The organism is Verrucomicrobiia bacterium, from assembly GCA_036405135.1.
Lineage (GTDB): Bacteria > Verrucomicrobiota > Verrucomicrobiia > Limisphaerales > JAEYXS01 > JAEYXS01.
The window spans coordinates 34443-50144 of the sequence record DASWYF010000007.1 but is presented as its reverse complement, the minus strand read 5'-3'; the positions used below and the strand labels follow the sequence as shown (position 1 = coordinate 50144).

General features: G+C 54.9%; 15 protein-coding genes. 5 read left to right on the top strand and 10 right to left on the bottom strand.

Going from position 1 to position 15702, the window contains the following annotated elements:
* The first annotated feature begins 757 nt into the window (after positions 1 to 757).
* The 4 genes from ilvN (at position 758) to VGH19_02855 (ending at position 3773) form a co-directional block, all read left to right on the top strand.
* Positions 758 to 1231 (top strand): acetolactate synthase small subunit, encoded by a 474-nt coding sequence (gene ilvN / locus VGH19_02870; GenBank protein ID HEY1170291.1) that lies wholly within the window; start codon positions 758 to 760, stop codon positions 1229 to 1231.
* Between the two features lie 39 nt (positions 1232 to 1270).
* On the top strand, positions 1271 to 2293 hold the full coding sequence (gene ilvC / locus VGH19_02865) for a ketol-acid reductoisomerase (protein ID HEY1170290.1): 1023 nt from the start codon (positions 1271 to 1273) through the stop codon (positions 2291 to 2293).
* A 97-nt stretch (positions 2294 to 2390) separates the two neighbouring features.
* Positions 2391 to 2945 (top strand): hypothetical protein, encoded by a 555-nt coding sequence (locus VGH19_02860; GenBank protein HEY1170289.1) that lies wholly within the window; start codon positions 2391 to 2393, stop codon positions 2943 to 2945.
* 45 nt (positions 2946 to 2990) lie between these two features.
* Positions 2991 to 3773, top strand: coding sequence for a hypothetical protein (locus tag VGH19_02855; GenBank protein ID HEY1170288.1), 783 nt, complete (start codon positions 2991 to 2993; stop codon positions 3771 to 3773).
* Positions 3774 to 3777: 4 nt separating this feature from the next.
* Here the strand turns inward: VGH19_02855 and VGH19_02850 are convergent, their stop codons facing one another.
* The 3 genes from VGH19_02850 to VGH19_02840 are packed head-to-tail and all read right to left on the bottom strand — an operon-like array spanning position 3778 to position 7014.
* Entirely contained in the window at positions 3778 to 4401 is a 624-nt protein-coding gene (locus VGH19_02850) for a MarC family protein (protein ID HEY1170287.1), read from the bottom strand.
* On the bottom strand, positions 4398 to 5723 hold the full coding sequence (locus VGH19_02845; protein HEY1170286.1) for a hypothetical protein: 1326 nt from the start codon (positions 5721 to 5723) through the stop codon (positions 4398 to 4400). Before VGH19_02845 ends, VGH19_02850 begins: the two co-directional genes overlap by 4 nt.
* Positions 5724 to 5727: 4 nt before the next feature.
* Positions 5728 to 7014: a glutamate-5-semialdehyde dehydrogenase gene (locus VGH19_02840; protein ID HEY1170285.1), complete on the bottom strand. Its 1287-nt coding sequence runs from the start codon at positions 7012 to 7014 to the stop codon at positions 5728 to 5730.
* Between the two features lie 196 nt (positions 7015 to 7210).
* On the opposite strand from VGH19_02840, the gene VGH19_02835 reads away from it, so the two are divergent.
* On the top strand, positions 7211 to 7657 hold the full coding sequence (locus VGH19_02835) for a tellurite resistance TerB family protein (GenBank protein ID HEY1170284.1): 447 nt from the start codon (positions 7211 to 7213) through the stop codon (positions 7655 to 7657).
* 382 nt (positions 7658 to 8039) lie between these two features.
* On the opposite strand, the gene VGH19_02830 is transcribed toward VGH19_02835, so the two are convergent.
* The 7 genes from VGH19_02830 to VGH19_02800 form a co-directional block, all read right to left on the bottom strand.
* A complete protein-coding gene (locus VGH19_02830) occupies positions 8040 to 10010 on the bottom strand; it encodes an AAA family ATPase (GenBank protein ID HEY1170283.1) in 1971 nt (656 codons plus the stop codon).
* Between the two features lie 88 nt (positions 10011 to 10098).
* On the bottom strand, positions 10099 to 11730 hold the full coding sequence (locus VGH19_02825) for a serine hydrolase (GenBank protein HEY1170282.1): 1632 nt from the start codon (positions 11728 to 11730) through the stop codon (positions 10099 to 10101).
* A 159-nt stretch (positions 11731 to 11889) separates the two neighbouring features.
* Positions 11890 to 13119, bottom strand: coding sequence for a KamA family radical SAM protein (locus tag VGH19_02820; GenBank protein ID HEY1170281.1), 1230 nt, complete (start codon positions 13117 to 13119; stop codon positions 11890 to 11892).
* Between the two features lie 41 nt (positions 13120 to 13160).
* Complete coding sequence (locus VGH19_02815) at positions 13161 to 14627, bottom strand: hypothetical protein (GenBank protein ID HEY1170280.1); 1467 nt, start codon at positions 14625 to 14627, stop codon at positions 13161 to 13163.
* Positions 14624 to 14950, bottom strand: a complete 327-nt coding sequence (locus VGH19_02810; GenBank protein HEY1170279.1) for an FmdB family zinc ribbon protein — start codon at positions 14948 to 14950, stop codon at positions 14624 to 14626. Before VGH19_02810 ends, VGH19_02815 begins: the two co-directional genes overlap by 4 nt.
* A gap of 80 nt (positions 14951 to 15030) precedes the next feature.
* On the bottom strand, positions 15031 to 15288 hold the full coding sequence (locus VGH19_02805) for a hypothetical protein (protein ID HEY1170278.1): 258 nt from the start codon (positions 15286 to 15288) through the stop codon (positions 15031 to 15033).
* A gap of 54 nt (positions 15289 to 15342) precedes the next feature.
* Positions 15343 to 15651, bottom strand: coding sequence for a hypothetical protein (locus VGH19_02800; GenBank protein ID HEY1170277.1), 309 nt, complete (start codon positions 15649 to 15651; stop codon positions 15343 to 15345).
* Positions 15652 to 15702 lie beyond the last annotated feature (51 nt).

The following is a 15702-nucleotide window of genomic DNA, read 5'->3' as shown; positions in this document are numbered from 1 at the left end:
CATTGCTCTTTGACATAGTTCCTTGAGCCATCGTCGGACGATGGAGTTGGAAAGTTTTCAGTGTTCAGTTTTCAGCCCGGTTGCACCGGGAGGCGAACTGGGGCGCGCGAAGACCGATGACTCTGCTTTTGTCCAAGTCTGACGAAGGACGAGAATGACGACGATTAGGCTATTGGAGTGGCTGGCGAGGGTTTCGATCTGGTGGGTGTGGACTGGTAGCTAGAGTGCCGCAGGACAGGATGCCATCGTGGAGTGTCACGTTGACTGGACGAGATGGGAAGGCTGCTTCGGGGGAATGTATGAATTATGAGGTATGAGTTATGAAAGAGGGACGGGGAAACGTTCAACGTCCAACTTCCAATGTTTAACGTTCAGAGATAGGGAATGGGACTGATAGGTCTAATAGGACTAATGGTCTATTAGGTTATGCAGTATGGGGGAAATCGAGGACGAGAATGAATGACGATTGTCTGTGTTGAAATTGTCTGTTGACCGGAGGTTGGGGAGGTTGCTAGTGTTCGCGCCCGATGCTTTTGCGGACCAATGTAGCTTTGCCGGTCAGCGTAGTCGTAGCCGACTAACGCGGCCCGAGGCTTTTGGTCCCAAATGCTCGCAGGCCGCCCGCAATTCCCCCACGGGATGCGGGTTTTTAGTTTTGGCAGGCAAAGCATCGAAGTGACCAGAGGCGTTCATCGGGCAGAAGAAGTTCTGACGACGGCGTTTGAGCAGCAGTGGTAAGCGACAGGTATCTGTAGATATGCGACATATCATTTCCGTGTTGGTGGAGAACAAGTTCGGCGTGTTGACGCGTGTGACGGGCCTTTTCAGCGGCCGCGGTTACAACATCGATACGTTGAACGTCGGCCCGACCCAGGACCCGGCCAAGTCCCAGATGACAATCGTGACGCGTGGTGACGAAGCCACGGTGGAGCAGATCGTCAAACAGCTTAACAAGCTGGTGAATGTATTGGCCGTCTATGACTTCAAGGACGACGAATATATCGATCGCGAACTGGTTCTCGTCAAAGTCGGAGTGGACTCCAAGGCGCGCGCCGAGGTGATGCAGATCACGGATATCTTCCGCGCGAAGATCGTGGACGTGCAGGCCGCGACGCTGACAATCGAGATCACGGGCAATGAATCCAAGGTGGAGAAGTTCATCGAATTGATGGGCAACTTCGGCATCAAGGAGCTGGCGCGGACGGGCAAGATCGCGTTGAAGCGCAATTAACCAATCACTTACTCAACTCTTTTAACAGTTAGAAACAATATGGCAAAAGTCTATACGGATAAGGACGCTGATTTAGGCGTGTTCAAAGGCAAAACGCTCGCGGTGCTGGGCTTCGGTTCCCAAGGCCACGCGCACGCGTTGAATCTCAAAGAGAGCGGCTGCAAGGTCATCATCGGCCTGTACGAGGGCAGCAAATCCATCGCGGTGGCGAAGGAAAAGGGTTTCGAGGTCTTCACGACGGGTGAAGCGGTGAAGCGCGCGGACGTCATCATGGTGGCGATCCCGGACACGAAGCAGCCGACAGCCTACGAGAAGGACATCGCGCCGAATCTGACGAAGGGCAAAACGCTCCTGTTCAGCCATGGTTTCTCGATCCATTACAAGACGATCGTTCCGCCGAAGGATGTGAACATCATCTTGGTGGCGCCGAAGGGCCCCGGTCACATCGTGCGCCGGCAGTACACGGAAGGCAAAGGCGTGCCGTCGTTGATCGCGATCTATCAGAACCCGGGCAAGGATGCGAAGAAGATCGCGCTGGCCTGGGCGAAGGGCATCGGCGGCACCCGCGCGGGCGTCATCGAGACGAGCTTTAAGGAAGAGACGGAAACGGATCTGTTCGGCGAACAGACGGTGCTGTGCGGTGGTTGCAGCGCGCTGGTGCAAGCTGGCTTCGAAGTGCTCGTGGAAGCGGGTTACTCCCCGGAGATGGCTTATTTCGAGTGCTTGCATGAGCTGAAGCTGATCGTGGACTTGATGAACGAGTCCGGCATTAGCGGCATGCGCTTCTCGATCTCGGAGACGGCGAAGTGGGGTGATGTGTCGGTCGGTCCGAAGATCATCGACGCGAGCGTGAAGAAACGCATGAAGCAGGCGTTGAAAGAGATCCAGAACGGGAAGTTCGCGAAGGACTGGGTCGCCGAATACAAGGGCGGCTACAAGCGCTATAACGCGTTGCTGAAGGCGGGCGAGAAGCATCCGATCGAGAAGACTGGTGCCAAGCTGCGCTCCCTGATGCCGTGGATGCAGAAGCGCACGATCAAGGGCGCGCAGGCGTCTTACTAAGGTTTAAGCAGGAGGAAACTGCGAAAGGCCGTCCGCTTCATCGCGGGCGGCTTTTTTTGTATTGCGAAACGGAAAGGGCGGAGCGGTGTTTGAAGGAATGATGAAGCATAGTGCTGTTAAGATCGGTTTGGTCTTGGTGATGGGGATGTCTGTGGTGAATGCGGATAATCCGTATCAGGAGATCGTGGCCAAGAATGCGTTTAAGCTGAAGGAGCTGGTGGTGGAAACGAAGGTGGAATTGCCACTCGCGCCGGTGGAGAGGTCCAGTATCGTGTTGAGCGGGATGGTGAAGGTGGAGGGGCGGAAGCAGGTGTTTCTGAGTGTGACGAAGCAGGGAGAGAAGGAAGCGAAGTATCTCCAATTGGGCGAGCAGGAAAGAACGAATGGCATTGAGGTGCAGGAGATTGACCTAAAGCAGGAGCGGGTGAGGATAACGCATAACGGCCAACCGATGGTGCTGACGTTTGCGACGCACGGGTTGAAGTCGGAAGGTCAATCTATGCCGGTGACTGCAACATCCAATTTGCAATTGCAAAAGCCGCTTATATCCAAGCCCATACCGCAGACAGGGGAATTAGCGATTGAGGATGCCGAGGTGGCGGGTTTCTCAAAAGGACGGCTTCCCTTTTGCAAGGCGGAGGTGTATATTTAGCAACTAAAGCCCGCTCATGGTGTTATCCATAGCGCGATTTTAAGTATGCGACCATTTATCAGTCAGGCACTTACGGCGGTCACTCTCAGCACATTAATGCTGAGCGGTGCAGGAGTATTTGCATTGGAGGCACCAGCTAATCCGTATGCAGATATCGTGACGCGCAATGCGTTTGGCCTGAAGCCGCCTGAAGCGCCTAAGCCGGTCGAACCGCCTAAAGAAGAGGCGGCGCCTTCCAATATCGCGATGACTGGCATCACCAGCATCAACGGCCGGAAACTGCTTTATCTAAAGGTGACAACTCCCGGAGAGAAAGATCCGGTGAAATATCTGACTCTGGCAGAGAATGAGCGCATGGCCGGTATCGAGGTGACTGAGATCATTCCCAAGACTGGCAAGGCACGGATCAAGAACCGAGGGGTGCCCTCCATTATTTCTTTTGATACGCATGGTATCCAGTCAGTATCAGCGGCTGCTTCTGTTCCTGTTCCTCTGCCAGGGCGTCCGGTTTTGCCGGGCACTCTTGGAGGTGTTCCGCCGGTGCCGGTGACAGCACCTGCAGTAAGCACTACGGCAGCTCCGGTGAGTTCTGCTCTGCCTGCGGCACCGAACAATTCCGCCATCAACTCGATGAGCACAGGGGCGGGCGGGAATACCGCTACGCCCAGGACCATTCCTTCACGGCCGTTACGCATCAATTCCAGCGGCAATGGCGCCAGCCATCAAGCTCCTGCTGCGGCTCCGAACATCAATCCTACCGCCCAAGCCGTGCAAATGGAGATCAACAGCCAGATCCAACCTGCTGATTTCCCGCCGTTGCCGAAGTGATCGGTCAGCTTCCTTGTCTCAGTTCGTTGATCGCGTTGATGAGGAATTGAAACGCGATCGCGGCCAGCAGCAACCCCATCAGACGCTGGACGATTTTCATCACCAGCGGACTTAGCCGTTTAGCGCCATGCGCTGCCCAGCGCAGGATGAGATAAGCGGAGAAACACACCACGCCAATCACCACATACAGCCCTATGTGTTGCGGCCAGCTCTCTGCGCGACTCTGCATCAGCATGGTGGTAGTGATGCTTCCCGGACCCGCGAGCATGGGGATCGCGAGTGGCGTGATGGCGATATCATCCTTGGCCATTCCGGCCTGCGCTTCTTCCGGGCTGACTTGTGATCGCTGGGCCTTTAACATATCCAGTGCGATGATCAGTAGCACGACACACCCGGCCATCTGAAATGCAGGCAGGCTGATGCCCAGCAGCTTGAACACCCATTGTCCGCCGAGCGCGAAAACCATCAACACTGCAGCTGCGATTATGGCGGCCATCCGAGCCATTCGGACGCGTTGGGCGACGGTGTCGCCGGGCGTCATCGCGAGGAAGAGCGGCACGAGGCCGATCGGGTCCATGATGACGAAGAGGGAACTAAGAGCAAGCAGGAGATATTCGGACGTACTCATGCCATGCAGGGCGCGAGGATAGCGTCGTCCATGCCGTGGATGATCTTCTTATCCGCCGGACAAATCGTCGCCAGCGTACCGCCCAGATGCGTTCGGGCGGCATCACCATCGCCATGGACAAAGTAATAGGGGCACAAGCGCACCCGGCCATTCATAACATGCACTGCGTTGGCCTTGAAATCAAACCACTTGGCCTCGACCGCCTTGGGCTTGTGATAGCGCTGCAAGATGAAGGGATTCTTTTCCGCTGAAGTAATCGCTTCATCCACCGCCACACTCCAATCCGCTACGGACATATCACTACCAAGTGAAACACCGCGTGCTCCCCAAGCATTCTCCGAAAAGCCTGAGACTTTGAGAATCAAATCACGTTCCTTCTGCGAAAGCGTTTTGAGCTGTGTCCAGTCGGTGAGATTCAATTCCGGAAAGGCACCATTCGGCGGTAAGGGCGTGGGATCAATGATCCACGTGTAAGGCACGATTTGGAGCAATTGCTTGAAAAAGCTCTCGCCCATTTGCTGCAACCAGAATGGACGCAGATTGCGATTCCACAAAAGCGCGAGCGTGAGCTTTTCTTCGAGGAACGTCTTGGGCGGTGGTGTGAGACGGATCTGCTTTTCCTGTGCGAGCGTAAAGAGATTCTTCGCGGCAGGGATATTCGCGATGTCGAACATCTCGAAGAAGCGATACACCGCTTCACCGGGTTTAACATCGGTGAACGACGCATCCACCACCTGAAAGCGTTCGCCCAATTGCGCCGCCAGCCAGCGCATCTCCGGTCGATACGTGGCGGACTCCTCGGACACCATGAGGTGGACTTTGGTCACGTCACCGAAGATGCCGCGAAAGCCCTCGATCATTCCCTTCGCGCCACCGAGCACGTTAAAGCCCGCTTGTGCATAAGATTGATTCAACCATCCCGTCAGGCCCACGCCACCGGGCACGCTGTCCAGTTCGCTTGCCGCAAAACCCGTTTCCGTGATAAGCAGATCGGGGCGGATGACGCGAGGCAATTCGCCTTTCAGTGCGGAAGAGCGTTGCAGTTCGATGATGTCCGCAGGTTTGCCGCGTTCGAGCCAGTCAGCAACCCACGCGGGTTGCTTGCCATCCACGCTCTGACGATAGAGCAGATTCAGCGCACGATAGAATTGCAGGAAGACGCGCCCTAGCTTGTCGATGCGAGTGACCGTTTCTTCACCGAGTGCAAAAGGTTGCGTGGCGCAACGCCAAGTTTCGCCCGCGAACAGTCCTTCAGAGGGCAGGGCGGCGCGGACGGATTGGGCTACCGTTTCCGGTGATGGAACGGAAGTGGTATCACTCATATGCTCAAGAACGTATCTGCCCGTTCCCGATGCCTATCCACTTGTAGGTGGTCAATTCATCCAGGCCCATGGGTCCACGGGCGCCGATCTTGTCTGTGCTGATGCCGATCTCCGCGCCCATGCCGAACTCCCCACCATCCGTGAAGCGCGTGGACGCGTTCCAATAGACGGCAGCAGAATCCACTTCATCGAGGAAGCGGTTGGCCGTGGCTTCGTTGCGCGTCACGATGCTGTCTGAATGCGCGGAGCCGTAATGATTGATATGCTTAATGGCTTCAGCCACGCCATCTACGACGCGCACGTTCAGTACGTAGTCGTTATACTCGGTGTAATAATCTGCTTCAGTGACGTCCTTGAGCTTAGCCGCCGGAGCTGAAGCAGAACCGTTCAAGGCACTACGCGTCGTGGTGTCTACGCGCAATTCCACATTCTTATCCCAAAGCTTCTTCGCCATCGCAGGCAGGAACGTGGCGGCGATTGCTTTATCCACCAGCAACGTCTCCATTGCATTGCAGACGGAGGGACGCTGCACTTTGGCGTTGATGGAAATCTCCTCGGCCATGTTCAAGTCGGCTTCACGATCTACATACACATGGCAGACGCCCTTGTAGTGTTTGATCACCGGCACCTTGGAGCATTCCGTCACGGCGCGGATGAGGCCCTCACCACCGCGAGGCATGCAGAGGTCCACATACTGCGTGAGCGAGAGCAGGACGGGAATCGCTTCACGATCCGGCGTAGGCACCACTTGGATGGCGTGCTCAGGGAAATGCGAAATGGTTTTGCGCGCTGCTTGCACCATCACATCGCTGATGAGGCGATTCGAGTTCAATGCTTCCTTGCCTCCACGGAGAATCGTCGCGTTACCTGTCTTGAAGCACAGGCTTGCGGCATCCGCCGTGACGTTCGGACGGGACTCATAAATGATCACGACGACACCGATGGGCGTGGCGACTTTCTTCAGCTTGAGTCCGTTCGGGCGAGTGCGTTCATCGAGCAAACGGCCAACGGGGTCGGGCAGGGCGGCGACTTCACGCAAGCCTTGGGCCATGGACTTGATGCGTTTGTCGTCCAGCTTCAGGCGTTCCAGCATCGCGCCTGAGAGGCCGAGTTGCTGGCCTACGACCATGTCTTTGGCGTTCGCCTCTTTCAGCGCTTCTTCTTGCTGTTCAAGGGCATCCGCCATCGCCAGCAGGCAGCGATTCTTCTCCGCCGTGGTCAGCTTGGCCAACTCGCGTGAGGCGGTCTTGGCTTGCTGCGCCAGTTTTGTCATTTGCTCCGTCAGACTCATATCAGGACGCTACAATAAGCACACGCTGGCGGAAAAGCGAGGGGTGAAAGTTATTGCTCTCGCGATGTCGTTATAAATTCCTCCGGCTCTGATTTCTCGGGCACGGAAATTTTTGAGCCGGGAGGATTTTGAAGGTTGTCAGATGCCTGTGCAGATTGCTAATTTTCCCGCTCAACCTCAATCACAAGGAAAAAACATGGGATTGTTCGATTCATTACTTGGTGGGCAAAGCGCTCAAAATTCTGGCCTCAGCAAGCAAGAAGCCTTCTTGGCGGTCATGCTTATCGCGATCGCCGCAGACGGCAGCATTTCCGAAGAGGAAATCGGCGAGATCGGAGTGCGTTCCAAGCGGATGCAATCGCTCAAGCAGATGAGCAATGAGCAACTTGGCTCCACCGTCCGCAAACTGGTGAATTTGGCCAAAACGAACGGCGCACCCAAACTGTTGACGCAGGCGGCGGAAGCTTTGCCCGCAGAATTGCGCCCCACGGCCTTTGCCGTTGCCGCGGATCTGATGCTGGGCGATGGCGGAGTACAGGGTAATGAGATGAAAGCCTTGGAAGCCATGCAGCAGACATTGCAAGTTCCGCCCGATCTGGCGGTCAAGATCATCGAGGTCTTGCAGATCAAGAGCAAAGGCTGAGTCCTGGCCTGGCAGGTTGCAGAGCGAATTACTCCCCATCTGCTCATGACAAATGTAAGAGTGGATGGGGAGATGTTTTTCGTATTCCTGGGGCGTAAGAGCATTCGGGCATTGCGACTTAAAGATGAGGAGAACTTGGAGCGGTTTTAGAAATTATGTAGCGATGTGGTGGCGAGAAAAAGGAAAGCGGTCTTTTTGGGTTCTGGCTTCGTTTCGGCTCAGTCACAGGGTCTTGGGAACCTGCTCCTTCGCCAAAGCCTCGCCAGAACCCAAAAATCCTCGCTCCTCACCGCTACATATTTTCTAAAAACGCTCTAAACGCCCTGGGCATTTCCATTGCCCGCTATCCATCAGAAATTTTTACAGTTTTCTCCTAATCGGCTCATGGCAGGCTCGAAATGTTCACGCTTTGTATAATGGCCCCAAATTCGCAATTATAGTGCTTTCCGCATGTCATGCACTCTGCGTCCCGGAGTTTCAGATCGGGTGACCACGTATAGACCGTTCCGCAACTCGGACACTTCACCTCGTAATGCTTGTGCGCCGTGCGATAAGCCAGCAACTGGGCTTGAGCGGGTGAGTTCAAATCCTCTTCAGTCAGATGACTCAGTGCTGCCGGACTGAAGTCACCAGTAGCCGCCAGCCGCATCGCCTGTGCGTTGATGGCCGCTTCGAAACAATTCCGCACCAAACGCGCATTGCCGAACTGTTCATCAGCACGCTCCTTCAGGTAGGTAAAGTGATGGACCAGTTTCTCGCGCAAGCCCGGCGTGAGATGCAGCGCGTTCTTCCGGCAGATGCTGGCAAAGATACGACACAGTTCGGCCACAGAGTAATCCGGGAATTCGATGTAACGCGCGAAGCGCGAACTCAGGCCCGGATTGGAATCAATGAACGTCCGCATGTTCTCGGGATAACCGGCTACTATCACGATCAGGCGATCGCGATTGTCCTCCATACGCTTGAGCAGCGTATCGATCGCCTCACGTCCGAAATCTTCACCTTCTTTCGCGAGGGTGTAGGCTTCGTCGATGAACAGAATGCCATCCAACGCGGTGTCCACCATGGCATTCGTGCGGGGTGCGGTCTGACCGACATACTCCGCGACGAGCGCTGCGCGATCGCACTCCACGACGTGACCTTTCTTCAACACACCCAGCACGCGGAAGATGCGGCCCATCAGGCGCGCCATAGTGGTTTTGCCCGTGCCGGGATTGCCGGTGTAGACGGTGTGATAGGTCGCAGGAATCGCGGGCATCCCTTGGGAAATGCGCATCTGCTGCAAGCGTGCAAAGTTCGCCACTTCACGCACCTTTTGCTTTACCGCTTCAAGACCCACCAGTTCATCCAGTTCCTTCAGGATTTCATCCAAGCGATCGTGACCAACTGTCTGTGCGGCTTCGGCAGCTTGACGTTGTGCCTCGTGGCAGATGGTAGAGGTTTGTTCCAGCAGGTATTGCACGAAACGGTTTTCTTTTGCTGAGAAATCTCCATCGATTCCGGCCAAGGCATCGCATATTTCGCGGATGAGGGAATCGTAGAAAAGAATGACGATCGGTGGCAGTTCCAGTTTCGTGATCACTCGGGCGATCTCGTGAAACGGCTGGTCCAGACCCGCCTTCACCGTTTCTTTCACGGCATCGCGTAATGATTGCAGCCGCTCTTGCGATTGCGCCATGAAATCACCCGTCTCATCCTTCACACGCAAAGGACCGGAACCGGCGATTTTACCCGTTAGCGCCTGAAAGCGCTCGCGATTGGAGCGTTGAAAAAGTCCAATGAAGCCGCCAGCCATCTTCTGAGGCCCATTGCTGTAGAGACAAGCCACCCAGAATTGAGCGGACGCATCAGCGAGCAGGGAGTGGTCATCCTCCGCAATCATCACAGACCAAATGCCGCCGACGATCTTTCGGAAGGATTCGTTCAGGCTCGCCAGCAGATCAGTCGTGCCTTGGGAGGTCTTCTCGAAAGAGACTTGTGGCGGTGTAAGGATCTCAAGAAATTCAGAAAGCAGCTTCGCGCTAAAGAGGGCACGTTCCAGTCGCCTCACAGAATCTTCATGGCAGTCAGTGATCTTGCATATCTCGGGGATGTGCTCGCGCACATACTTGTGCCATTGGCGATAATCCGCATCGAGTTGGAGCAGATCGTTGCCCTGTTCCTCGCCGATCACACCCGATTGCTGAAGTTTGACGACGATGTCTTTGACGGAAAGCTGGTTGTAATCCGCCAGATCATCCGCACTGAACTGGCTGAGACGGCGTGCCTGAACGTCGCCCGAGATGGACACGACAACGGCCCCGGGCAGCAGCGGGTGCTTTGAATAATCAGTGGCGACCTGGCGTAATAACATGTCTATCCCTTGAACTCCTGTTTACGTCTCACAGCAAATCTGTTTGGGACTCTTGGAGCAATTCCAAAGAACTGCCAGATATGGAACGCTATGCGATTAACTCGCCCTCCAGAACCGGTCGCGGGTCTTTCGCATTGCGTATCTTGTTAATGCTGCTCAGGAAGCTGATGGAGATTTTTTTGCCGTCGAATTTGCAGGTGATGGTCTCGTGATGTGGCGTCTCGTAGTAACGAACGATAAACTCGAGGGTTTTATCGTCTTTCCAGACACAGCCAACTAATACTCTGTGTTCCGTGCCTGGTTTGGGAGCGCCACCGCGGATGATGCGTGGGGCTGGTAAAGTTGTTTTGCTTAGTCCAGTCAAAATACTGAAATCATTGGCTGAACCAGTCAGAGTAAGCTGATACCATTCGATCAGAGGTCGTCCTGAGAGTGGGATTATGGAGAATGACGCATTTTGGAAGCCAAGACTATTGGATTTCAGGATGAATTTACCGTTTCCGATCAGTTTTGACAGGTCGATGCCGATTTCACCTTTTGGATGAGGCAGCCTCAATTGTGAAAGAGTCTGACGTAGGTTGGTGAACGTTTGTATGGGTTCCTTTTTGAGATGATCCGTCATCACCTTCACTTCGCCCATTTTTTTGATCGATGGCAGCAGGTGTTCCCAAACCAGGTCCAACTCACCCTGCATGTTCGGACTCTCACCTGTCATCACAATCACCGCATCCTGTTCTGGCATGACGATGGTATATTGGCCAAAGGCACCATCGCCGCGATACGCGCCATTCTGGCTGCGCCAGAACTGGTAGCCGTAACCTTGCAACCAATCGTTCTTATCATTGGGACGTGCAGGTTTGGCGGGAGGTGTCTGCAAGATGTGACGACTGGTCGCTTCCTCCACCCAAGCGGCAGGAATGATCTGGCGACCATTCCATTTGCCTTTCTGCAAAAAGAGCTGGCCGAATTTGGCGAGGGTTTCCGTCTGCACGCTCAAGCCCCAGCCGCCAGTGTTGATGCCACGAGGACATTCTTCCCAAGTGGCTTTGGTGATGCCGAGGGGTGCAAAGAGACGTGGTTGTAAATAGTCTACGATCTTCTGCCCCGTCAGCTTCTGCACAATGGCGGAGCACATGTAAGTGGCTGCGCTGTTGTAGAGGAACACGGTGCCCGGCTTGTTCGTGATGGGCTGCGCGAGAAATGTCTTCACCCAGTTCTCACTCGCGACAGTCACGCCAGTAGGTTCTTTCTCATTGCCCACGGACATGGTGAGCAGGTCTTTCACGCGTAGGGCGGCGAGATTGTCACTGATCTTGTCCGGGAGATCGTTGGGGAAGAAGGAGATAACCTTGTCTTCCACGGTGAGGCGACCTTCAGCAACGGCGAATCCGACTGCCGTAGATGTAAAGCTCTTACTCATGGAATACATCGTATGTACGTATTCCGGCCCGTAAGGAGCCCACCAGCCTTCAGCGATGACGTGTCCGTGCCGCAGCATCATGAAGCTGTGCAGTTCATGATTGCTCTTCGCTATGGCGTCGAGGAACGATTGGATGCCAGTGGAGGAAACGCCTTGAGCTTCGGGTGTGCTACGAGGGAGTGAACCACTTGCTGGGGCGGACGGTTTCGCTGTTTGGCAGCCGGGAGTAAGAGAAATCAGGCCAAGGCCCAAACCGGCATATCCGGTCTGCTGGAGGAACGTGCGGCGATTCAGGGACATGCACGGAGGATTTCTGGTGCGTGCTGTGAAAGCAAGCCTTTGAAGAAATGACCAATGACGAAATCCGAATGACGAAGGAATGACCAATTCTTAATTGGGCATTCGGCATTAGTCATTCCTTCGTCATTAGGGCTTGGTCATTTGTCATTTAGCCGAAGGCTAGGCGAATTCCGGCTCGATGATCTCTTTCGGCGCTTGATGCAACGGGGTGCCGTCGATGGCTTCGGGGTATTCGAACACTTTGCCTTCGAAATTGCGGATGACCACGCGATCGGCATTGTGGCTGAGCACGTAGCTTGGATTGATGGGCACCTTGCCACCGCCGCCGGGGGCGTCGATTACGTATTGTGGCACGCCGTAACCGGTCGTGTGACCGCGCAATTGCTCCATGATCTCGAGACCGCGACGCACGCTGGTGCGTAGATGCGCGGAACCGGCGATGAGGTCGCACTGGTAAATGTAGTAAGGACGCACGCGGCACATGAGCAGCTTCTGCACATGCGCTTTCATGATCTCCGGCGTGTCGTTCACGTGCTTGAGCAGCACGGATTGGTTGCCGAGCGGGATGCCAGCATCGGCTAGGCGGCCCAAAGCCTCACGCACTTCTGTGGTCAGCTCGCGCGGATGATTCGAGTGCACGCTCATGAAGAGCGGGTGATACTGCTTCAGCATCGCGCAGAGTTCCGCAGTGATGCGTTGCGGCAGGAAGATGGGGATGCGAGTGCCTATGCGGATGAACTCCACATGCGGGATGGCGCGGAGCTGGCTCAGCAGATACTCGAGCTTTTCATCGCTGAAGAGCAGGGGATCGCCACCGCTCAAGAGCACGTCGCGGATGGTCGTGGTCTTGCGGATGTAATCGAGCTGTTTGTCAAACTCCGCATGAAAGTCATAGCCCGTGGCATTGCTCACCAAGCGCGCACGGGTGCAATACCTGCAATAGGCCGCGCAGCGGTCGGTCACGAGGAAAAGCACGCGATCTGGGTAACGATGCACTAGGCCGGAAACGGGCGAATGCGAATCTTCACCACAAGGGTCGGACATCTCCCATGACGCGGTCTGTGTCTCTTCCTCGCGCGGGATGATTTGGCGGCGGATGGGGCAGTTCACATCCTCCACATCGATCAGGCTGAAGAAGTGCGGAGTGATAGCCATGGCCAGCTTGGTATTGGCCAGTTTGGCACCCGCATATTCCTCTGCCGTGAGGTTGGGGATGAGCTTTTGAAGCTGTTCTACGGTGGTGACACGGTTCTTGAGCTGCCAGCGCCAGTCGTTCCAGTCTTTATCCGAGACGTGCGCCCAAGCACTGCGTCCTGACGGGCGAAACTGTTTAAGCTGTGCAGGTTCCGCCGAAGGGTCCGGGTCTCCCTTCGAAGCATCCGAGGTCATATTCGACATTGTTCCGCACTATATGTATGGCGAACCCTATGTCAAGGGGTGGACTTTAGGAAATCCTTGACCCGGGCTGGGGAGTCGGCGGAATTCGTGGAAGGCGTTGAAACTGGTGTGGAAATGCCGATGCTGCCGAAATCTTCTCTCAATACTTCCAGAAAGTTGAGTTGCTTTAACGTTTCTTTGACCACGGGTTTGGCTGTGGAGGAAGCCACCTTGGGGTCTTTGGCGGTGGAAGAGAGCTGTTCCCGCTTGTGCAGATAATTGGCCAGCAGGATATGGTAGTCATATACCAGTTTGAACATATCCGGCGGGAGACTCCATTCGAGCTGCTGCAACTGGGCGATCATCTGGCGTATGATGGGTTGCTGCTGGGAGAAATCCACTTCCTCGATCAGACGTTTGACGGTGTAGGTCTCATGGACCGGCAGGGCATCGGCACCGATGCGGATTTGCACTTGCGGCTGGAGAATCTCGTTAAGCTTGGCCAAGGCATTCTTTTCCGGCCAGCGTGAGTTATCATTGCGGCTGAGAAAATGAACTTGAGCGAGCGACCACCACTTCTCGACATCCAGAGGGGATTTGAAGTGGTCGTGAAAGGCGTTGAGGAAGGCGAATTGCGGATGTGAGAAATGCACAAGCTGCTGGAGGAAATCGCGCAATTTGCCGCTGCCATCGGGCAAGGAAGTCAATTCATGCACGAAGAGATGGGAGCAGCTCTGAAAGTGTTCCAGGCCGACACTTGCGATCTGTTCATCCACCGGCACGCTGAGATCGGAGAAAGAGATGGGGGGGGTGGTTTTGAGTTTTTCACGCACCCGGCTTAAAGGATCTTTCCACACCTTATCCCGTGGTGCGTAGTCCAGCATGGAGAACTGTGGATTCACGCGGCTCTGGATCGGAGTGGCTTCGGCCACAATGGTCACGCCTTCCCGGGCGAGGACGAGTTCGATCAAGCCCTCCTGGAACCACATGGGGATGTTTACTGACACAGAACTGGCATTGTTACGGTTGCCTATTTCCAACAGGCAGACCTGAGCCAGGGCACGCAGAAGTTTGCGCCTTTCCACATATTCAGGGATCTGCAACTCATACAGCCAGTTTTTTGGCATGTTCTCATTCACCTGAACGGTGTGAACATAGAGGTATACGCCCGCTTGCGTCGGGATTTCCGGCCTGATGTTCAGGCGTACCCGGTGTTTCCACTTGTCCGAGGCATCCAGTTGCAATAGCAATGCCTGCTTCACCTTCTCACTGGTGATGGCGAGTTCGGCGGCACTTACCCGGATGACATCAGTCAGGTTCGGATTGTTGCGCGGATCATCCCTGGGGGCCAATGGCGCGGAAGGCTTATAATGGCTGGAGATGACAAATTGTTGCGACCGGCTCCAAGTGGTGATGACAGGGTTGGAGGGGTCGTTTGCTGCAGCTTCCAGCGACTGGCATCCCAGCATCGCCAAAACAAGCGATGCCAAGATACGATACGCTGAAAAGAAGAACTTCATGCCTTCTTAGCTTTCGACTTGGCAGGCTTGTCACTGCTGGATGACTTGCTCTCCGCCGGCTTGCTGCTGGAGGAAGAACTGCTACCGGTATCTGACTTGGCGGCTTGTTTGTAACCTTCACTGCGATAGTCCGTGATGTAAAAACCGGTGCCTTTGAAGATGAGGCCGGCACCCGCGCCCATCTGGCGCTTCACTTTGCCTTTGCCCCATGTTTTTTTGCAGCAAAGGTCTTTCGGGCAGACGGTCAGGGCGTCGTCCTTCATGGACTGGAACTTTTCAAACTGGTGCCCGCATTTTTCACAGGCGTATTCGTATGTCGGCATAGTACTACTACTGGCAAAAAGTAATCGGGCAGTAGTAAGCACGGGGCGAGCGCGGGAGTCAAGGAAGGGAGAGGGGCGGTTCACTGGGGGCCGGACTTGTGATATCTCATACCTTTAGGGGGCTTTTGATTGAGTATCCGGTCAGCATCACTCGGTGCATTCGCCCGCCTGTTGGCTGCTTCCGCCTCTTCGTCAGTCACTGTCACGCGTTCATAGTGATCGTAGTAACCTCCTTGATTGATGCGGTTGGTCACCGGGTCGCGCGGCAGAGAGAGGGCACTGCAGCCGGTTATCAACAAAACGACGACTGGTAAGCAGGCAAGAGCACGTCTACGCATGGCGGTATTCTTGATTTGCTTCCAATAATGCATATGAGGTTGGCAGAGAAATGATTAGGGTTTCTGCCGCCCGGCAGGTGGTTGGTATTTCCAACCATAGGAATCGTGCTTGGGTTTCTCGTTACGCAATCTGTCAAAGGTATCATCTATGCTGGCTGAGTTGTCATAGTCGTTTGTACCGCTGGCAAGTGCCCGTTCTCTTTCGTAGTCGTTATCATAGTAGTCGTAATGCTGTTTCTGATAAACGCGGTTGGTCACCGGGTCGCGCGGCAGGGAAAGGGAGGAGCAGCCGGTCATCAACAAGAGGAAGGCCGGTGCAAACATTATGACGTGGCGACGCATGGAGTTGTCCTTGTGATTCATTGTCAATATGTCATAAGGCGTAAAAGAAGTCACGTTTTTCCAGCACAGGAA